This is a genomic window from uncultured Shewanella sp. (assembly GCF_947495455.1).
Lineage (GTDB): Bacteria > Pseudomonadota > Gammaproteobacteria > Enterobacterales > Shewanellaceae > Shewanella.
This window is the reverse complement of the sequence record NZ_CANLZC010000027.1, coordinates 18,466-38,590: the sequence shown is the minus strand read 5'-3', so window position 1 is coordinate 38,590 and position 20,125 is coordinate 18,466. Positions and strand designations below refer to the sequence as shown.

At 41.1% G+C, this 20,125-nt stretch carries 15 protein-coding genes; 4 read left to right on the top strand and 11 right to left on the bottom strand.

Annotated elements, in window-relative coordinates:
• Positions 1–215 precede the first annotated feature (215 nt).
• Together Q0791_RS09630 and hmpA are read left to right on the top strand one after the other, a co-directional pair.
• On the top strand, positions 216–1,463 hold the full coding sequence (locus tag Q0791_RS09630; protein ID WP_299005379.1) for an NnrS family protein: 1,248 nt from the start codon (positions 216–218) through the stop codon (positions 1,461–1,463).
• A 62-nt stretch (positions 1,464–1,525) separates the two neighbouring features.
• Positions 1,526–2,740 (top strand): NO-inducible flavohemoprotein, encoded by a 1,215-nt coding sequence (hmpA, locus tag Q0791_RS09625; protein WP_299005376.1) that lies wholly within the window; start codon positions 1,526–1,528, stop codon positions 2,738–2,740.
• A 276-nt stretch (positions 2,741–3,016) separates the two neighbouring features.
• On the opposite strand, the gene Q0791_RS09620 is transcribed toward hmpA, so the two are convergent.
• A complete protein-coding gene (locus Q0791_RS09620; protein ID WP_299005373.1) occupies positions 3,017–3,472 on the bottom strand; it encodes an SgcJ/EcaC family oxidoreductase in 456 nt (151 codons plus the stop codon).
• A 102-nt stretch (positions 3,473–3,574) separates the two neighbouring features.
• Between Q0791_RS09620 and Q0791_RS09615 the strand changes: the two genes are divergently transcribed.
• Positions 3,575–4,489: a LysR family transcriptional regulator gene (locus tag Q0791_RS09615; RefSeq protein WP_299005371.1), complete on the top strand. Its 915-nt coding sequence runs from the start codon at positions 3,575–3,577 to the stop codon at positions 4,487–4,489.
• Between the two features lie 508 nt (positions 4,490–4,997).
• On the opposite strand, the gene Q0791_RS09610 is transcribed toward Q0791_RS09615, so the two are convergent.
• The 3 genes from Q0791_RS09610 to Q0791_RS09600 form a co-directional block, all read right to left on the bottom strand.
• Entirely contained in the window at positions 4,998–7,718 is a 2,721-nt protein-coding gene (locus Q0791_RS09610) for an ATP-binding protein (RefSeq protein ID WP_299005369.1), read from the bottom strand.
• Between the two features lie 284 nt (positions 7,719–8,002).
• Positions 8,003–8,959, bottom strand: coding sequence for a 2-oxoglutarate and iron-dependent oxygenase domain-containing protein (locus Q0791_RS09605; protein ID WP_299005367.1), 957 nt, complete (start codon positions 8,957–8,959; stop codon positions 8,003–8,005).
• A 10-nt stretch (positions 8,960–8,969) separates the two neighbouring features.
• Positions 8,970–9,485 (bottom strand): N-acetyltransferase, encoded by a 516-nt coding sequence (locus Q0791_RS09600; protein WP_299005366.1) that lies wholly within the window; start codon positions 9,483–9,485, stop codon positions 8,970–8,972.
• A gap of 351 nt (positions 9,486–9,836) precedes the next feature.
• On the opposite strand from Q0791_RS09600, the gene Q0791_RS09595 reads away from it, so the two are divergent.
• Positions 9,837–10,229 (top strand): hypothetical protein, encoded by a 393-nt coding sequence (locus Q0791_RS09595; protein ID WP_299005364.1) that lies wholly within the window; start codon positions 9,837–9,839, stop codon positions 10,227–10,229.
• 43 nt (positions 10,230–10,272) lie between these two features.
• Here Q0791_RS09595 and Q0791_RS09590 read toward each other — a convergent pair whose 3' ends face one another.
• From Q0791_RS09590 to ubiH, 7 genes are all read right to left on the bottom strand, one after another.
• Positions 10,273–10,788, bottom strand: coding sequence for a YgjV family protein (locus Q0791_RS09590; protein ID WP_299005362.1), 516 nt, complete (start codon positions 10,786–10,788; stop codon positions 10,273–10,275).
• Positions 10,789–11,096: 308 nt separating this feature from the next.
• Positions 11,097–11,879 carry a DMT family transporter gene (locus tag Q0791_RS09585; RefSeq protein WP_299005359.1) on the bottom strand — a complete coding sequence of 261 codons (783 nt, stop codon included), beginning with the start codon at positions 11,877–11,879 and terminating at the stop codon, positions 11,097–11,099.
• A 786-nt stretch (positions 11,880–12,665) separates the two neighbouring features.
• On the bottom strand, positions 12,666–15,581 hold the full coding sequence (gene gcvP, locus Q0791_RS09580; RefSeq protein ID WP_299005356.1) for an aminomethyl-transferring glycine dehydrogenase: 2,916 nt from the start codon (positions 15,579–15,581) through the stop codon (positions 12,666–12,668).
• A 176-nt stretch (positions 15,582–15,757) separates the two neighbouring features.
• Positions 15,758–16,147, bottom strand: coding sequence for a glycine cleavage system protein GcvH (gene gcvH, locus Q0791_RS09575; protein WP_299005353.1), 390 nt, complete (start codon positions 16,145–16,147; stop codon positions 15,758–15,760).
• Between the two features lie 25 nt (positions 16,148–16,172).
• Positions 16,173–17,267: a glycine cleavage system aminomethyltransferase GcvT gene (gene gcvT / locus Q0791_RS09570; RefSeq protein WP_299005350.1), complete on the bottom strand. Its 1,095-nt coding sequence runs from the start codon at positions 17,265–17,267 to the stop codon at positions 16,173–16,175.
• Positions 17,268–17,616: 349 nt separating this feature from the next.
• Complete coding sequence (locus Q0791_RS09565; protein ID WP_299005347.1) at positions 17,617–18,843, bottom strand: FAD-dependent oxidoreductase; 1,227 nt, start codon at positions 18,841–18,843, stop codon at positions 17,617–17,619.
• A 45-nt stretch (positions 18,844–18,888) separates the two neighbouring features.
• Positions 18,889–20,118: a 2-octaprenyl-6-methoxyphenyl hydroxylase gene (gene ubiH, locus Q0791_RS09560; RefSeq protein WP_299005344.1), complete on the bottom strand. Its 1,230-nt coding sequence runs from the start codon at positions 20,116–20,118 to the stop codon at positions 18,889–18,891.
• Between the last annotated feature and the right edge of the window lie 7 nt (positions 20,119–20,125).

Genomic DNA, 20,125 nt, shown 5'->3' with positions numbered 1-20,125 from the left:
ATATGCTGTTTTAGACTCAATTTAGTGTGTGTCAAAATGACTCTATTTACAACAAGCCTGATTGTTTTTTTTATAACAACCTATTTTAAAAGTATTTTTTATTTTGGCATGTTACCTGCAAGTAGCATGCTATGAATAATTCGCATGAAAAAGATGACAAGCTTTCCTTTATGTCATTGGCGTTGTTTTAATTGCCCTAGGTGATGAGGTAGTAAATGATGAGACCAATCAATGTAACAGAGCCTACTCCCGTGAGTCGAAAGGGTTATGATTTATTTGGCGCGCCTATCTGGATGCTTGCTTTTAGACCACTTTTTTTGGGAGGAAGTCTAGTTGCCTTGTTAGGAATAAGTTATTGGACTTTACTCCTTACTGGGCATGTGGCTTGGTCTTTAAGCATTCCGGCAAATGTGTGGCATGCCCATGAAATGATGTATGGTTTTGCTGCAGCCATTGCTATGGGGTTTTTGTTAACGGCGGCTCAAACTTGGACAGGCGTGCCGAGTCTTTCTGGAAAATATCTGATGCTGCTAAGCTTTTTTTGGCTTTTAGCCCGTATCCTGTTCTTTGTGAAATTTCCCCACAATAGCCTAATGGATCACAATACTAATTTATTTCTAGTGGTGTTATTTCAAGGAATGTGGTGGCTTGGTGGCATTTTTGCATTAAGCAGAATGCTGATTAAGGCAAGAAATAAACAAAATTACCTCTTTATTGGAATACTCACAACGCTTTTCATTTTTAATATGTTATTTCTTTTTCTAGTGCTTAATCAGCAAAGTGTTTTAGCCCTTAAACTGTGTGATGCCAGCATTTTTGTTTTCACTTTACTCATGGGCATTGTGGCTGGCCGTGTGATCCCTTTTTTTACCGCTAGAGGCTTATTATTGCCTAAGCAAGTAAAATGTCCAAGACTCGATTTCTGTATTTGGATCTTGACGCTTTGGGTGTTGATCTGTGTTATTGGGCAGAGTTTTTATTCAATTGATATGGCTTCTGGCATCAGCATTGCTGTGCTTTCTGCCTGTCATTTATTGCGAAGTGTTTTTTGGTGGTGTAAAGAAATCATTAAAGTGCCTTTACTCTGGTCATTGCAATTATCCTATTTCTTGTTAGGTATTGGGCTTATATTAATTGCATTGAGTTTTATCACAACTCATATTGATTATAAAAATGCCCTGCATATGGTGACCATTGGCTCAATGGGAATGATGATCCTTTCTATGATGTCCAGAGTGTCTTTAGGGCATACTGGACGAGCGTTAAATCCACCTTATTTTATGAATGTTGCTTTTCTTTGCCTATTTCTTGCGGCAATAACAAGAAGCTTATTGCCTTCATTGATTGGTGCACAATATGCTTGGCTATCAAGCGGCGTATTATGGAGCTTGAGTTTCTTTCTCTTTTTATTTCACTATTTCCCTATTCTTATCAAGAAGCGTGTTGATGGGCGTATAGGGTAATTCACTCATTTACCTATTCGGTGAGTCAAATTAGTCTTTATTTACTGATATTTGGAAAAAATATGTTGTCTGAAAATACGATTAAAATAGTTAAGAGTACCATTCCCTTATTAGTGAGTGCCGGAACCGATGTCACGGAACATTTTTATAATAGGATGTTTACCCATAATCCAGAGCTTAAACACATTTTCAATATGAGCAATCAAGGGAATGGTAAACAAGCGTTTGCTTTATTCAATGCATTAGCCGCTTATGCTCAACATATTGATAATCTTGAGGTATTAACATCGGCGTTAAACAGGATCAATCATAAACATGTCAGTTTAAATATTTTGCCTGAGCATTATCCCATAGTTGGGCATCACCTTATTGAAACCTTGAGAGAATTAGTGCCGAATACTTTCACCGTTGAAGTTGAAGAAGCTTGGACTCAGGCGTATCAATTATTAGCTGACATTTGTATTACACAAGAGCAAGGCTTATATCGAAGTAATGCTGAAAAAAGGGGAGGCTGGACAGGGGAAAGACCTTTTGTGATTGCTGAAAAAAATCAAGAATCTGAGCTGGTAACCAGTTTTATTTTAACTCCTGCGGACGGTGGGGCAGTCGCTGAGCACCTGCCGGGTCAATATTTAGGCATTAAAGTGAAGCCGAAAGGCATGGATTATACTGAAGTACGCCAATATTCTATTTCGGATAAAGCGAACCCTAGTCAATACCGGATCAGTGTAAAAAAGGAAATGGGTTCGCCATTGGGGCTTGTATCTCATTACTTACATGGTTTATCTGAGGGTGATGAAATAGAGGTCTATCCACCTGCTGGAGACTTTTATCTTCAATTAACCAATAAGCCTGTTGTGTTAATCAGCGCAGGTGTTGGATTAACGCCTATGATGTCTATGCTGGAAACATTAGTACAGGCTCAATTAACGCATTCTGTTCATTATCTTCATGCTTGTGAAAATAAAAAGCAGCATTCTTTTATTGAAAGAGTTGCGAAACTGTGTGAGCAGCATAAAGCGTTGAGCGCACACACTTGGTATAATGAGGTGCCTGATACATCGAACCATCATGCTCAAAAGAATAGCCAACATAAAGAATATCATGGCCTAATGGCACTGACTCAAATTCAGAAGGAATTACCCATTAAAGAGGGAGATTTTTATTTATGCGGTCCCAATGGTTTTATGAGCTTTATTAAGCAGCAATTAATGTTATTAGGTGTTGAGCCTGCACAAATCCATTACGAAGTCTTTGGTCCTCATCAAGATTTGTAATCTTTTATGAATAAGCCCGCATCAGCGGGCTTCTGGTAACCTCACTAGATTGCAAGCTAGGTGACATAAGAAGCTTGAATCGCCCCGACTGAGGGGAAGATCATTTGAATCGCAAGAGTGTTGCTGGCCAAGGATAGAGTTTGAAGGAAGTTAACAGTACATAACGAAAGGCAAGAGGAGAAACCGTACGTACGTTTCTGTGAGAGGGTGGGACACTATCGCCTCACCCTATTCGATATGGGAGCTGTTACCTGTATTTATTGATTAAGATGGGGGTTACTGCGCAATTTCAAAATGGTCTTCTTTTAAGCGTGCTGTCCCATCAGCTTGAATGACCCAAAGTTCATTGGTGATCACCCCTTGTGCATTATTCATGCGCCAATCGGAGGAAACGCGAGCACTGTTGTTATCGAGTATGCGAGTGTTCGTATTGGAGTAAATGACGTCTTTATAGCCATTTTCAATGATATTTTCCCAGAAGGATTGAATGGCTTGACGGCCTTTATAGGTACCAAAAGGCTTAACGACCATGATGGCATCTTCTTCATATAGTGCAGCAGCTGCTGCCGCATCCCCTGCATTAAAGGCATCTTTCCAAGCTTTACTGGCGGCAGCTACAGCAGTCTGAATAGCATAGTCTGATGTGGCGAGGGTATTGGCTTCTTGATTGTTGGCAAAGGCGGTACTGGATAGTAGTAATGCGATAGTGGCGATAATGTTTTTGAATTTCATGGTATAAATGTTCTCAATTGATTTGATATTGGCTATATTAATCACTTGTGTTTGTTCAATAAACATGAGTATTATTAAATAAGTGTTCATATTTAAAGAACAATGATGTTGTCATTATTACCGCTCACTTTTGTGACTATTGTGGAGCAAGGCTCGATAACCCAAGCTGCCGAGTCATTGAAATTGGCCAAATCTGCCGTTAGTCAGAACCTTAAACGTCTGGAAACGCAATTAGGCATAAAATTATTTGTACGCACCACTCGAAGGATGACGTTAACAGCTGCGGGTGAGCGCTACTATAAACGCTGTAAAGAAATACTGGCATTGGCACAATTGGCACAATTGGCATCCAATGAGCTAGAGGTGTTTGGAAGCTATCCTTCCGGTCCAGTAAATATTACCGCGCCTCATGCGTTAATTCGGCCCTTGCTTGCCCCTGTCATTGCTGAATTATCACAAATCTACCCTGATGTCATACCGTCTTTGATCGCTGATGATCAGAGATTGAATATAGTGGCAGCTGGAATTGATGTTGCCATTACAGTAGGCGCTTTACCTGACAGTGGATTAAGAGCAAAGCGGGTGGGGCAATTGCGTGATATTTTGTGTGCGAGTCCTCAATTGCTTGCTCGGCGAAGGCGCACGCTTGATGAAAGCGAGCTGCATTGGGTGCAAGCTTTGCCATATATTGCTCATAATCGAGAAGCATTGATGACTGAGTATCAAGTGAATTGTGAAGGTGTTAGTCAAACCTTGCAGTTTAAAGCCACATGTCGTGCTAATACCATAGAGTCGCAGATCAGCTTAGTACGCGAAGGTGTTGGCATTGCTCTGCTCCCCAATATTGCCGTGGCAGATGAGTTAACATCAACCGAGCTTATTCAATTACTTCCTCAATATGAATCAAAATCCATGCCGATTTATGCTGTGCATGGGTATGATACTCAGCCTCCTCTTGCCGTTAAAGCGGTGATCGAAATTGTTGAAAACCAGTTTCAACGGCTGTGGAATCGTTGATTTAGTGATAATACCAATTCCATTATATAGATGATCAATTCAGAGCTTCTCAGGCTTTTCAATTCAAGGCGCATTTATGCTGTAATGGTGATCCCCTTTCAAATGAATGCAACGCAGAAGTGGAATGTCTGAGCAGCTCACTTTGTGCGGGTTTCAACATACTTTATGTGACTTAGCTGCTTTCGATATACGACTTCATGGTCGTTCATTCACATCCATGTGAGCACGACATTTGTTCATCCGTAAACATCAGATTGGGGAGGTAGAGTGACGTTTGAACCCAAGTCGAGAATAACTATTAGCTTCAATCATCTGCGACCACCATGGATGGTGGGACTGTCTGTTAATGCAGGAGCAATTAACGACCTTGCCTACAGCATGTTGAATTCCCGCTGAAAGATCACTTATATAATGGAATTGGTATTATATATCTGCGATACTTTAAGCTGTGGGGCTTAGCTGGAATTAAAAGCCTTTTAATAAAGAGTGCGCCTTGAATTAGGCACTATCAAGGGCATAACTTAATGTTTTTATCAATTTTTTCGAGAAGTATTTCTTTTTTGAAAGGTTTGGCTGCATAGTCATTCATGCCAGAGTCAAAACAGTGTTGAATATCTTCATCTAATACACTTGCCGTTAAGGCGATAATCGGAACAGAAGGTACATTCTGCTCTAATTCATAGGCCCTAATTGCTTTAGTTGCCGTAAAACCATCCATAATGGGCATCATACAATCCATTAAAATAGCGCTATACTTCTGTCCAGATGTTATTTTATCAACGGCTTCTCGTCCATTATTCGCAATATGAAATTCATAGCCCCCTTTAGTGAGTAATGCCGAAGCTACTTTTTGATTAACGAGATTATCCTCAACCACCAAAATTAAGGGTTTTTGGTTTTGTGCCATGTTATTTGGTGTGACAGAATTTGTATTTATCTTCTCTGAGCTTTCACTGTTCTCATCCTTCACTCTTGTATTTTCAGTGTTCATTTGATGAGTAACATGTGCATTTAATAGTGATTTAATCATTCTCTGTCCTAAAATCGGCAGAGTAATCGAACCATCAATGGTTTGATCAAAATCGTAACGTTTAACATTAAAGGGCTGACATACCACAATAGGAGATAAGGGAAATTGAGTTCTTATTGCTTTGATATCATTGATTGTTTTATTTAAATCAGTTTGGAAATATAAGATAATAGTGCTTTTATCTTTAAGTTTAAGCTCAGAGATGTCTTCCACCATGATTTGAAAACTCAATCCATGCTGTTCAATTTCATTAATTAAATCTTTTCCAAGCTCAGCATGATTGCTGACAAAGGCTAATGCCTGATTATTGAGTTCTTTAGGGACAGAAGGCTTATCTTGATCTACTTTAATATCGATAGTGAAATAGAAACGGCTTCCTTTTCCTTTTTCAGAATTCACACTTATCTTTCCGCCCATAAGTTCGACAAGTTGAGAGCTAATGGCAAGACCTAAGCCTGTTCCTCCGAAACGACGAGTAATAGAGCCATCTTCTTGTGTAAAGGGTTCAAAGATAGTTTGCTGTTTCTCTGCATCAATTCCAATCCCAGTATCAATCACGGAAAGGGTTAAATTGATTGTATCTGCAGCTCGGCTATTCACTTCAAGAGTGATGGCTACAGAGCCAGAATCAGTGAATTTTACTGAATTTGACATCAGGTTCATCAATATTTGTCGTAATCTATGTTCGTCCAACATTAAGCTATAAGGTAAATCATTAGGAATTGTTACTTTCAAATCCAGTGACTTAGTGCTTGCCTTTGGCATAACAATAAGTAGCGTATCATAAATCACTTCGCGTAAATTAGTTTGGTGAGGAGTAATGGCTAATTGACCCGATTCAATTTTAGATAAATCAAGAATATCATTAATTAAGATGAGTAATGTTTGTGATGAGGTTTCTATGACACTTAAATAATCATGTTGGGATGGGGTGAGGTGAGTATCAGATAATATTTCAGTCATACCAATCACACCATTTAAGGGTGTTCTTATTTCATGGGACATATTTGCTAAAAACGAGCTCTTTGCTTTATTTGCTAACTCGGCATCTATCATAGCCTTAACTATTTGAAGCTCACTTGCTTGGCGTTCTTCAATTAACCTATTTAATTTTAATGCAAACTCACTTAATTCATCATGTCCATCACTATCAATTTTTATCGAATAATCATGGGTATTCTCAATTTCCCGCATTGTATTCAATATTCTTTTTAAATAAGAAATAATACGATTAATCAGTGAAAAACCAAGAAAACTAATAATAATTAAAATCACTGCTGTGATAACAATATAAAAATAGGCTTCATTTTTAAAACCTCTTGACTCTGTTTTAATATTATTCTTGATCTGAGTAATGGTCGTACCTAATCCATCAGATAGCACAGATAATCTTAATTCAAGGGTTTTTAGACCAGATTGAATGTCGTCTTTTGTAAGGTTTGACAATCCAGTTCTAGTGACATTATCTCTAAATACTTGTCCTGTAATAAAATCTTTAGACTGAAATATGGCTAACAATTGATTTATTTGTTCAGGATTAGCACTCGTATTAATAAATTTATCAATAAGCAATTGCTGCATGCTTTTTAAGCTAATGAGTTCTTCTTCCATATTCAGTTTAGATGTTTCCATTTCTATATGAAGAAGCCAGTCTGCCTCATAATCCCAAAATAAGATCCAATTTAATTGATACATTATTTTGACTTGTTGCTCTATCGTATCAACGCCTATATTAATTGCTTCATCCTCATACATTAGGATCAATTCGGCTAAAGAATCAAATACCCATGCTGACCAATCTTGTACATCTTCTTTTACCACATTAGGATATTCATCATAGGCTTGTGATAAACCATTAACCGCTTGCTTAAGTACATTGAGGCTAGTTGATGAACTTTTTTTATTTGACGTGCTTATACTCTTTTCAAGCTGGATTTGAATCATTTTTAATTCTTGTTTGACTTTGGCGGCACTCATCACTTTGTGGTTCAACTTTGCTATTCGCATTTCATTACTGAGTCGAATAGCATTAGCAGTATTTGATAATACATTTAATTGAACTTCTAGCACTTCTAAATTATTGACTTTTTTTAAAATACTTTGTATTTCAATAAAGGCTAAAAAAGTGGAAAAAATCAGAGGAAAAATAACGAGTAACAATAATCTAGTCTTGATAGATACTTTGTTTAACCAATTCATAAAATCCCCAATAATGAATAATAAAACCTCACCATATACTTAACTTCACGGCTTTCTTTCAAGCTCAAAAGGCGTATCTAGAGTGTAGAATAAATTAAGTTATTTAGCGCTTAATACTTGTGTTAGCTGCAGGGCAAGAGCATGAGTGGGTGTATTTCGAATATATTAATCGCAATGTAAACAATAGGTGGAAACAACGGCGATAATTTGATTGCAAAGTATACCGAGTGAGTTTAAGTAATAGTCTATTTGTGTTCGAAAACGTTCGTGATCTCACCCTAGTGTTAGCTGTGAGTGTTGAGTGTATTGTAATTATGGCTAATTCGCTCTGTAAAATAGTCTCCATAAATAACGGGCGGGTAAAGGGGGGGAGTTTGGGGGTCGATGCAGCTAGATAACACAGTGACTCGAGTATGCATATTAGGCTCAAAAAAGAAAGGCACAGAATAACGTTCAAGATCAGCGTTTATTACGCGATGGGGTGTTGCCAGTAATCGACCGTTACTCCAACGATTCAGCATATCCCCTGTGTTTAATACCAGTGCATTGGAGAGACAAGGTACAGAGATCCATCCATCGATGGGATGTTTGACCTCTAAGCCTGAGACTTGCTTTTGCAGTAACAGGGTAAAACAGCCATAATCGGTATGAGGTGCTATACCAAATTGATTGGCTTGTTTATTGGTGTTGCTTGGGTAATGCTGCAATGATAACCAATAACTCGGTGGGGAAAAAAATTGATTAAGATGAAAAGGTGCCATACCTAAACTCACAGAAATAACCTCTAATAGTCGAAAAGCGAGAGTCAGTATAGCATCGCGATACGCTTCGACTTTTTGCTGAAAGCTGTTAAGTGTGGCTGGCCACTGATTATGACCCATATAATATTGATTAGATAACGCTTCATTGTTTGGCTCTGGGCCGATAACGAAGGCTTCGCGATAATTGGGTAAGGCAGCTTGGCCCAAACTCGATAGGGTTAATTTGGACGCGTTTAGTGGTGTGTAGCCTCTAAAACTACTGTTCTGCTTGATTTTGAGCTTTTCTTGAAGTGGTAACTGATGAAATGATTGGGATGCATTAAAGATGTCCCGTATTGTGTTTGCTGGGATCTGATGATTAATCAGATAAGCGAAGCCAATTTTGCTGTAAATGCGCTTTATGTCAGCAGCAACTTTATTTATGCCATTTTCTGGATCTTGCCATAAAGGTTGTAAATCGATCACGGGAAGGCTTGCCATTTTTATGACCTCATGTGTATTTGTAGGCTAAATAGCGCTTAAGTTTAGTTTCATAAGCTGCAATCATAGATAAAATTTTAAATCCTTGCTTTTTAAAAGTGTTTACTGAAGCTTGGTTACTTGGATCTATGGTTGTCCAGCATAAATCTACTGTGGAATTGGCTAATAAACTCTCTAATGTTTGAAACATGTTATTGGCGTAGCCTCGCTGACGATATTGAAGGTTCACATATAACCCACTGATATAAGCACTATGAGTAAAATCGGGTAATAAGGCTTCTAAGTCGGTATGGCAGCTTTGTGGCAATGTGGTCAAGAATCCTTCAAGACGATCAGTTGTAGTAAAAAGACCGAGAGAGAAGCCGCTGTGTAATGAATTTTTTATAATCTGTTTTTTGGGGTGATAATAAGCCGTGCCTTTTTGTTCGACGGCGAGTTGTTTTAGTGCTAATACCGATGACAAATGTTGAGTATTAAGCGTGTTAATATTCAGTAGCCGTTTTTTAGCCTTATCTTTTGTTAACATCTATATGACCATACATTAACTCCATTACTATTAAGTATAGCCAATCAGGCTTAGACAGTAGTAAGAGTAAGAGCAGAAGGGATGAGGATCCTTGTTTTGACCTGTTGAGCCTTCTTGTCGATAGGGCAGCCTATTGATCATGTCGTTTTTTCTTGATAGGAAAGGTGAAGAATGAACATTGAGGTGATGTTTCTTCATGACATGAGAAATATGGCGTGACGAGTGTGGAATGGTTGTTTTAACTTTTAGAATGTTAACTACAGTGTTGACCTGATCACTGATGTGATGTTTTCGCGCTAGACTATCAAATTAGAGTTTAACCATTAAGCTATAGGTCATTAGAATAGAGCTATGTTTTTCCATTATATTAAGTTTTATCTGTTACTGGGTTTTCTTGTCTTGTTAACTGCTTGTGCCTCTGGATCATCGATTGTCACAGGTACAGTGAGAGCCCCCGTTAATCTAGATTCAGTCAAGTTATACTTGGATGAGCCAGTAAATTATCAGACCATCGCAATAGTGAAGGCTTCAAGTGATGCAGGTTTTACTGAGCAAGGCAGTCAGGATTATGCTGTTGCTGAGCTAAAAAAACAGGCCGCTAAATTGGGAGCCAATGGCGTGCTGATCACAGCAACGGGGGAACAATCCACGGCATTTTATAATATGAGCCCCAATACCACGAATTACACTCTACCTATTACTGCACAAACGTTAACAGGTAAAGCCATTTATGTGAGCGAGTAAGGGGAGGATGACCCGTTTCACTTGCAAAGATAAATATTCATCGTTAATGCGTGACTGATTGCTTAGCAATATAAAATCGATAATAACCTATTAAGTTACTGCTAATAAAGAGGGCTTCCATCAAGACTGCAGTAGGAGATTGAGCGAGTGCATTATGAGTGAGCCAAAAACTGGTGCCTATTATCATCCAAAGACGTAATGCTTTGTCTTGTTGACAGAAAGCCGCTTTAGTTTGTAGACAAGAGCCTATGCAACTCAATAGGCTTAATGGGCCTGTAAAAGTGATCATAGATACGAATACCGCCATTGCCATGAATACATACGCTAATGTTTTGGCTTGAGTGAAAATACTGATGAGATAGCGACTCACGGCCAGCAGCATTAAACTGGCCGCAGTCCATTGCGACAATAAAAAAAAGTGAGCAGAGATAAATAAACCTGCTATTACTAAACAACTTAAAATATGCTTTCGTGATTGACATTGAAAGGAAAGCAGATCAAAGATAATAGCGACAGCAACGAGACACTGTGACAGCATGAAAGTGGATAGTTCAAACATGGTTATCCACCCTCATTTATTTTTGAGGTTAGTGATTGATTATGCATAGCGATTCCGTTCTTAAGCCTTTATATAAGTTCTTATATAAGCTCTTTTAAATATATAATATTCAATTAGTTAAAAAAATTTAAAGATAACGAGGCAAGCATAACGTGATATAACACAGTGGCAATTAGACTTAAGTCAAGGTAGGTTGGTGCAAGATCTTTCCATAATTTTTTATACCAATATGGAAAAGTGATTAAAAAAGGTGAACTATCACTCGTTCACCAGCGGATCTTAAATCAAATGCCAATGATTGTTAATTTTCACTCAATCGCCGTTGGAGTTTGTACATTTACATTTTTGAGGGGGAGATATTCATGTAATATAATGGCTAAAATAATGCATCCACCGCCAAATATTTCAACTGTAGTGCTTAATTGTCCTAAAAAAATAAAACTAAGAATAATGGCAAAAATAGGCTCTGTGAGTTCGATTAATTGCACTGACTGACTTTTAATGAGGGTTAATGCTTTTGTTGTTGCCCAAAATCCACATAGAGTAGGCAGCAGGGCGAGTAATACGAGGTAATATAAACTTTCTAGTGTGATATGAATGCTGTCTGATGAAATAAAAGGAAAAGCTAAATAGATGACGCCAAATAAAAGTAAACCAAATAGTGTCACTAACCCTGTTCCGATGTTTAATTTTTTTGACAAGACTAAAAAAGTGCCATAACCCATACCAGATAATATGGCATTGAGCATGCCTATGGTGCTTTGTTCTGATAAATCGCCTTCAATAAAAATTAGCGATGGCCCTATGATTGCCATCACCATTGATAGTAACTCTTTTCGATGTAAAAAGCGTTTTTCGATGCAGGCTTCAAGTAGAAAGGTGGTGATAGTGGAAGCGCCGAAAAGGCAAAACACTACCACGGGGACATTAATGGTTTCATAGGCTGCCGTTTCAAAATGATAAAGTATCAATAAACCAAAAAATGCACTGGCTGCGAGTGCAAACCATTTTTTTTCAGATAAGGCAGTAATAATCGGTATTGACCTGTTAGTATCAATAAGCTTCCTACAAATATTAATGCGATAACACATTTGATGAATGCGATGCTTTCAGGGTTTAAACCCGATTGAAATAAATTCACGCTGATAATGCCCACCGTGGCATTTAACAGTGCGGCTAGTAATGCCAACATCAAGCCGATAAGGTGTTTGGGTAACACTTAACTCTCCTATGAAAATGTACTTGTTAATCTAATTGTTTGTTTTAAATTGAAAATAAACTTGCGATATAATGTGCTTAATCATTTTTGTTTGCAAGGTGCTGCTTATGTAACTTTAGTGGGTATTAATGCTTGAGGAGATCATGATAAATAATTAGCTTTTCCTCTCATAGCACTACTAACACCCTGAGCTATCAATCGAAGCAATTCACCTCTTTGCTTTTTATTTTTCCTGTATTTTCAGATCCCCATCGAAGCTACCGAAATTATTTTATCAGTCATCGTGTGAGAGGGGCACGGACGCCTAGGTAACCTTAGTTGAATCAAGGATGATGAATTTAAGGTGATAGCGTTGCCTTTTGATAAAATAATAAGGTGCTTAACTTCGCTAGGACGGCAAGGCCAATCTGTTTCAAAATCAGCAAGAGGGGGTGAAGGTGACTTTGTCACCTCTTTGCTACAAGAAGGAGTGGGAGCTCACGACTTTAGCTTTCAAAGCACTAGTGATAAATAGTGCCTATTTTCTCTAGTTTATTTATGGTGTTGCTGACGCAGACAATACAAGGCGGCGCGAAAGCTGAGTCTCGAAGTTGACTGTTGTCAATGAGAAACGAAGCTAAGCGCCAACACAGTAGTGTTAAGTCCAAGCTGCCATAAACTATTCGTAATCACTGATAGGAATACAAGCGCAAAATAAATTCCTATCCCCAAACACATCATCGATGCGATTCACGCTGGGCCAGAATTTATTGGCTTTGACTGCATCGGTAGGAAACACGGCTTGTTCGCGGCTATAAGGGCGGTTATCAAAGGCGGGATCCATAATGTCATCGAGTGTATGGGGGGCGTTGCACAGTGGGTTGTTATCCACTGGCCATTCACCAGACTCGACTTTGGCAACCTCAGTACGAATGGCTATCATAGCATCGATAAAGCGGTCTAGTTCGACTTTTGATTCAGATTCAGTGGGCTCTATCATTAAGGTACCGGCTACCGGAAAACTCATGGTCGGGGCATGAAAACCATAATCATTTAAGCGCTTGGCAATGTCCATTTCTGTGACGCCGGAGGCCTCTTTCAGCGGTCGTAAGTCCAAAATACACTCGTGAGCGATACGGCCATTTTGCCCTGTGTACAAAATAGGGTAATGACTCGAAAGCTTTTGAGTAACATAGTTGGCATTGAGCATGGCCACTTGAGTGGACTGCGTTATGCCTTGAGTGCCGAGCAGCTTAATGTACATGTATGAAATGGGTAAGATGCCTGCACTGCCAAAAGGCGCGGCTGAGACGGCGCCATTGTTATCGCTCTCAAGGCCAGTTTTGATTTGAGTGTGACCCGCGACAAAAGGCGCAAGATGGGCTTTCACGCCAATGGGCCCCATACCCGGCCCACCACCGCCATGGGGAATCGCGAAGGTTTTGTGTAAGTTTAAATGAGACACATCGGCGCCGATAAAGCCCGGTGAGGTGATCCCTACCTGGGCATTCATGTTGGCACCATCGAGATATACTTGGCCGCCGTGCTGGTGGATAAGATCACAAATATCTTTGACGCTTGTTTCATAAACGCCATGTGTGGAAGGGTAAGTGATCATGATGCAAGATAAGTTGTCGCTCATCTCGTTTGCTTTGGCGGCTAAATCGGCCATGTCTATGTTGCCGTCTTTGTCACATAAGGTGACCACGACTTTCATGCCTGCCAGTTGCGCCGATGCTGGATTTGTCCCGTGAGCCGATTGTGGAATGAGGCAGATATTACGATGGGATTCGCCGCGAGATTCATGGTACTTTTTAATGGCTAACAGGCCGGCATACTCCCCTTGGGCTCCTGAGTTAGGCTGCATGCAGATAGCATCATAGCCAGTAATGTCCACCAACCAGTCAGAGAGTTCCGTTAATAATTGTGTATATCCTTGGGCTTGCTCTAGTGGGCAAAAAGGGTGCATGTTGGCAAATTCGGGCCAGCTAATGGGCAGCATTTCACTGGCCGCATTGAGCTTCATGGTACAAGAGCCTAGTGAGATCATCGAATGATTCAGCGCCAAGTCTTTATTTTCTAATCGCTTGATGTAACGCATCATTTCGGTTTCACTTTGGTAACGATTAAAAGTGGGGTGGGTTAAAATGGGATCCGTTCTTTTGAGACTCTCTGGCATGCCTGTTTGTGGTGCGGCTTGATTGGATGTTTGACTGGATTGTGTTTGAACAAGTTGCTCATCGAGTTTGGCCACATTCAGGCCGTGATCACTGCCTAAGATAACATCAAATAAGGTTAGAATATCGGCGCGATCACAGGTTTCATCTAGACTGATCCCAAGGCGCGTATCACTGTCGAGTCGTAAATTGATTTTGGCTTGTTGCGCACGGGCTTGAATGGCTGCTACATCAAGATTATCCAGTGTGAGAGTATCAAACCAAGTGGCATTAACTGGCGTGATCCCTTGGCTTTTAAGGCCCAAGGCTAAGATATCGGTGAAGCGTAAAATGCGCTCGGCGATGGTTTTGAGGCCATTTGGCCCATGAAAGACAGCATAAAAAGAGGCCATATTGGCCAGCAACACTTGGGCGGTACAAATATTGGAGTTAGCTTTTTCGCGGCGAATATGTTGTTCGCGGGTTTGCATGGCCATACGTAAAGCGCGTTTACCTCGAGTGTCTTGTGACACGCCAATGATGCGGCCAGGCATGGACCGTTTATGGGCATCTCGTGCGGTAAAAAAGGCGGCGTGCGGGCCACCATAACCCATAGGCACACCAAAACGTTGACTGTTTCCAAAGACCACATCCGCCCCCATACTACCTGGAGATTTTAGCAGTACTAAAGACATGAAGTCGGCGGCCATGGCGACTATGGCTTTTTTGTCGTGCAACGCTTGAATGAGCGCCGTGCGATCGTCTATTTGGCCGTAACGGTTAGTGTATTGCAATAAGGCGCCAAAAAGATCGTGATTGACGGCGTCTTCGGCGGGGCCGACGATGACTTCAAAACCAAAGCATTCGGCGCGGGTTTGAATGACATCCAGTGTCTGGGGAAAGACATCATCGGCCACAAAAAAGACATTGGCTTTTTTGGCTTTAGAGACACGTTTTGCCAGTGCCATGGCTTCTGCGGCGGCGGTGGCTTCATCTAATAAAGAGGCTGAGGCCAAGTTTAGGCCTGTTAAGTCCATAGAGAGCTGTTGAAAATTTAAAATGGCTTCTAAGCGGCCTTGAGCAATTTCAGGTTGGTAAGGGGTGTAAGCGGTATACCAACCGGGATTTTCTAATACATTACGTAAAATGACACTGGGGACATGGGTGCCATAATAACCCGCACCAATATAGCTTTTGAATATTTTGTTTTTGTTGGCAACTTGACGTAAATAACTTAACCCTTCGGCTTCACTGCAAGGCTCACCTGTGTCTAAAGCTTGGGGTAAGCGAATGGATTCAGGCACAATTTGCGTGATTAAATCTTCAAGTGAGGCGGCGCCAATGGTATCTAACATGGCCGCTTGTTGGGCACTATCGGGGCCAATATGACGGCGAATAAACCGATCGTGTTGCTCTAATTGTGTCAAGGTAGCAGTCATAGGTAACCAAAATATCCTGTTGTTATGAATGCATGCAGGTTAACGTCAGTAGGGTTTTACCTTTGTTAGCAAGCAAGAATGCATTGTTGGGCTAAGGTGATGTTAATGAAGCAAGTGATTAGCGCAAGGCTCACCTTTATCCACCTAAGAGGGAATGAAGGTGAGCGATGGCGGTATCATTCATCATCGATGACGGCTTGATAATCGTCAGCATCGAGGAGATTATCCAACTCTGCTTCATCCGATGGCATGATGCGGAAAAACCAGCCATCCCCAAAGGCGTCGCTATTGACTAATTCTGGTGAATCTTCCAATGCTTCATTAACGGCTAGGACTTCACCGGATAAAGGGGCGTAGATATCAGAGGCGGCTTTGACCGATTCTGCTACGGCACAATCATCGCCAACACTGAGGGTATCACCGACTTCAGGGAGTTCAACAAAAACCATGTCACCTAATAACTCTTGTGCATGCTCACTGATCCCGACGGTATAGCTGCCATCTTCTTCTCTACGGATCCATTCGTGTGACGCGGTATAGCGAAGTTCTGTTGGAATGTTACTCATTGCGTTTGTTCCTTGTTCGATTAATTTAAAATGCCTGTTTACCATTACGGACAAAGCTTGGAGTGACGACGCTAACAGGGATACGTTTTTTACGCATTTCGACTTGCGCCGTTTTTCCTATATGGCTTGGGACTCTTGCCATGGCAATAGAATAGCCTAAGGTGGGGGAAAATGTCCCACTGGTTATCAGACCTTCTTCTTCTATGCCTTGATCATTGATAAAAAAGACTTTCATACCGTGTCGAATAACGCCTTTTTCCGTCATCACTAAACCCACTAATTTCTCGTGACCTGTTGCTTTGATGGACTCCAGCGCTGAGCGGCCATTAAATTGTCTATCTTTTGGCTCCCATGCTATGGTCCAGCCCATATTGGCAGCAAGGGGATTAATGTTTTCATCCATGTCTAAACCGTAGAGGTTCATGCCAGCTTCTAGGCGCAATGTATCGCGAGCACCTAAACCACAAGGTCTCACACCCACATCGATTAATGCTTGCCAAAGGCTTGGGGCTTGCTCTTGAGGTAAAATAACTTCAAAACCCGCTTCACCTGTGTAGCCTGTGGTGGCAATGAACAGAGAGCCTGTTTGCTTGCCAAAAAACATTTTCATGCCTGCAATATCGCTATTTTGCTCATCTGTTAGTACTTGTGCGGTCTTGGCTTTGGCATTGGGGCCTTGTACGGCGATCATGGCAAGCTTTGAACCTTCTTGAATATTGACGTCAAAAGGTTCAGCTTGAGCATAGATCCAATTGAGATCCTTTTCACGGGTGGCGGAGTTGACGACAATACGGTAATGGGTGTCAGATAAAAAATAAGCAATGAGATCATCAATGACGCCCCCTTGGTGATTGAGCATACCAGTATAAAGGGCTTTACCGGGCTGGGTCAGTTTGGCGACATCGTTTGCCAGTAATTGCCTTAAAAAGGGCTTAGCTTGTGCGCCTGTGATGTCAACCACAGTCATGTGTGATACATCAAACATGCCTGCATCTTGGCGCACTGCGTGATGTTCTTCTATTTGAGAGCCATAATTAAGTGGCATATTCCAGCCGTGAAAATCCACCATTTTAGCGTTTGCTTCCAGGTGTTTTTGAAACAATACCGTTTTATTTGCCATCTTGACTCCCTTGTTGGACCCTTGCTGTTAATGTCGATTAAAGGCTGCTGATGGTCATAATGCAAAGCTTTAGGCAAAATGAGGTGAGCAATGCGATGAGCGGTTATGTTTTGTTGGGCTCAAAGGTGCCTTTATGAATAAACAACTTGAATATGCATCAAAAATTGTTATTTAAACAGCGTGAATATTGAAATACGACAAAAGTATACCTTGAGGTTGAAAGGGAGAGCACAAAGGTTTTTCTAATCTATGGTTAGTTCAGATTACTTTTTCTCATGCCAGACAGCTAACTCTTTGAGCATGAGAAAAAGTAGAAGAGGGGGATTTATTATAACTGATTGATATTAAGTTATTTAATTTCCCTGTCGTTATAGGGCTGACAATATTGAGGGAGATCGGCTTTATTTCCTAAGGCTTGTTGAATAAACAGTGTTTTTAATGGCGAAAAATGATCGACAAGGTTTAATCCAAAGGCACTAATGGCTTTTTTAATGGGGTTTTGTCCATTAAATAAGCGTTTAAAGCCTTCCATTGCGGTGATCATTTCCATGGCATCGGCCTTACGCCAACGCTCTAAAGCGCGTAAGTTTTTATATTGACCAATATCTTTATTGCTTCTATGTAGCTTGCCAATTTCTTGGGCAATACTGGCGGCATCGAGAAACCCTAAGTTCACCCCTTGGCCTGCTAGAGGGTGAATAGTATGAGCGGCATCGCCGGCGAGGATCAGGCGGTGACGAGCAAAATGGCGAGCATAGCGCATACGAAGTGGAAAGGCTTGACGGGGGCTTTCCAACTGACATCGACCTAGCTTGGCATTAAATTGTGCCGTTAATGTGTGTTCAAATTCCTCTTTATCACAATTGAGCAAATGGGAAGAGTGCTCTGGAGGTAATGACCAGACAATCGAACACAAGTGAGGATCCTCTAAGGGTAAGAAGGCAAGAGGGCCTTTGGCGGTAAACACTTGTCTGGCAGTTTTATTGTGTTGCAGTTCGGTGCGTATGGTTGCAACGAGACCATGATGACCATAATCCCAAAAGCTCATAGGGATTTGGCAAGTGGTTCGTACCCAAGAGTTGGCGCCATCGGCGGCTACGACCAAAGCCGCGCTTAAGCTTTCTCCATTATTTAAGTTTAACCAGGCTTCCCTTTCGCCAAAAGCAATGTTGGTGACTTGAGTGTTCTCTAAATGGGTCAGCGTGCTAAAGTCTGCTGCACTTTGACTCAGAGCGTAGCTAATGGCGTCGTTTTCGATAATACTGCCTAAGTGTGAAATGCCTAAACTATGGGCATCGAAGTCGATTTTTCCTAAGCTGTCTTCACACCAAACATGCATTTTCTGATAATCGCTCACACGAGAGAGCAGTGGCCAGGCACCTAAATGTGTGAGCAAACGTTCACTGGCTTGATTGATAGCACTGACTCTCAACTTAGGTGCACCAGTTATAGCTTGTGCTTCACCCTTATCGACGAGGACGACTCTGAGTGATTCTTTCGCTAAACCTATGGCGGTAGCGAGTCCTACCATTCCTCCGCCAACAACAGCCACATCAAAGGTTTGAGTGCTTAACATGTAAAATCCTTAATAAAGTGATGACGAGAGTTTGCTACTGGCATATTAGTGTTTCCAGCCCATGGCCGTTTTAGCGATGGGAAATTTGAGTGGAGGACACCAAGAAAGCAGTCTCAAGCCGAGATCCCGTCCCAGCACTAAAGGCCAGTGTTGATTAGAAAAACTGCGAACCAATAATTCAATATAACCTAATGTACTGTTTCTATCTTGAATTCGACTGGCTAAATATTCATGGGTGACTTGACTGTTACCTAAATCTTGTGTGGTTTGACAAGCTTTTTTAATCACCTTAACCACAGAGGCCAAATCTCTCAGGCCCAAGTTAAACCCTTGTCCTGCGATAGGGTGTAAGGTTTGTGCCGCATTGCCAATAAACAGAGTTCGATGATATATGGGCCGTGCCATACTCGATAGCATTAAGGGGTAACAACTGCGTTGGCTTACATCGATGAACTCTCCTGCGCGAAAACCAAATGCGTTTTGCAACTCGCGAATAAAAGTGGATTTCGAGGCCGTTAATAATCGGTTGGCTTCCTTATCGGATAAGGCCCAGACCAAAGATAATCTATGCTGCCCTTGATGGGAACTCAGGGGAAGCAAGGCTAAGGGGCCTTGTTCGGTAAAGCGTTCATAAGCCCAATGCTGATGAGGCTTTTGAGTATGAAGGTTTGCCACAATGGCGGTTTGTTTAAAATCCACTTGTTTAAGGGGCAAGTTCATACTTTTACGTACTTTGGAATGAATGCCATCTGCGGCGATAACCAGCTTTGTCGTGATTTGACGGCCATCATTTAAGCGCAGTAATTGTTTGTCAGTATGAGTATCGATATGTTCAAGTGTGGCCGGACAAAATAGGTGTACTTGGCTTTTATCTAATAGCTCAAACAGTTTATGACCCACAAGATCTAACTCCACAACTTGTCCAAGATAAGGCACATGAAACTGGCTGCGATTAAGCTCCGTCATACCAAAATGACCACGATCAGAGACATGGATATGATGAATGTCAGTCCCCAGATGAGCAAGCTGGGGCCAAATGCCTAATTGAGTTAATTCAAAAATGGAGTGATGAGCAAGGGCGATAGATCGGGCATCGAAACCTGGATGGTCATTATTGGGGCGCTGGGCTTCAATGAGGGCGATGTTAAGTGACTGCCCACTGCTAAATGATAATTGTGACAGGGCTAAGGCTAAAATAGCCCCTGTCATGGCGCCACCCACAATGGCAATATCGACTTGTGTGTTTTCAGGTAACGAAGGGGTTGTTTGGGTCATAGCAGGC

Bases quoted from the DNA above. Each gene is read 5' to 3' on its own strand.
- Q0791_RS09630 (WP_299005379.1), top strand. From the start codon at position 216: ATGATGAGACCAATCAATGTAACAGAGCCTACTCCCGTGAGTCGAAAG.
- hmpA (WP_299005376.1), top strand. From the start codon at position 1,526: ATGTTGTCTGAAAATACGATTAAAATAGTTAAGAGTACCATTCCCTTA.
- Q0791_RS09620 (WP_299005373.1), bottom strand. From the start codon at position 3,472: ATGAAATTCAAAAACATTATCGCCACTATCGCATTACTACTATCCAGT.
- Q0791_RS09615 (WP_299005371.1), top strand. From the start codon at position 3,575: ATGATGTTGTCATTATTACCGCTCACTTTTGTGACTATTGTGGAGCAA.
- Q0791_RS09610 (WP_299005369.1), bottom strand. From the start codon at position 7,718: ATGAATTGGTTAAACAAAGTATCTATCAAGACTAGATTATTGTTACTC.
- Q0791_RS09605 (WP_299005367.1), bottom strand. From the start codon at position 8,959: ATGGCAAGCCTTCCCGTGATCGATTTACAACCTTTATGGCAAGATCCA.
- Q0791_RS09600 (WP_299005366.1), bottom strand. From the start codon at position 9,485: ATGTTAACAAAAGATAAGGCTAAAAAACGGCTACTGAATATTAACACG.
- Q0791_RS09595 (WP_299005364.1), top strand. From the start codon at position 9,837: ATGTTTTTCCATTATATTAAGTTTTATCTGTTACTGGGTTTTCTTGTC.
- Q0791_RS09590 (WP_299005362.1), bottom strand. From the start codon at position 10,788: ATGTTTGAACTATCCACTTTCATGCTGTCACAGTGTCTCGTTGCTGTC.
- Q0791_RS09585 (WP_299005359.1), bottom strand. From the start codon at position 11,879: ATGTGTTATCGCATTAATATTTGTAGGAAGCTTATTGATACTAACAGG.
- gcvP (WP_299005356.1), bottom strand. From the start codon at position 15,581: ATGACTGCTACCTTGACACAATTAGAGCAACACGATCGGTTTATTCGC.
- gcvH (WP_299005353.1), bottom strand. From the start codon at position 16,147: ATGAGTAACATTCCAACAGAACTTCGCTATACCGCGTCACACGAATGG.
- gcvT (WP_299005350.1), bottom strand. From the start codon at position 17,267: ATGGCAAATAAAACGGTATTGTTTCAAAAACACCTGGAAGCAAACGCT.
- Q0791_RS09565 (WP_299005347.1), bottom strand. From the start codon at position 18,843: ATGTTAAGCACTCAAACCTTTGATGTGGCTGTTGTTGGCGGAGGAATG.
- ubiH (WP_299005344.1), bottom strand. From the start codon at position 20,118: ATGACCCAAACAACCCCTTCGTTACCTGAAAACACACAAGTCGATATT.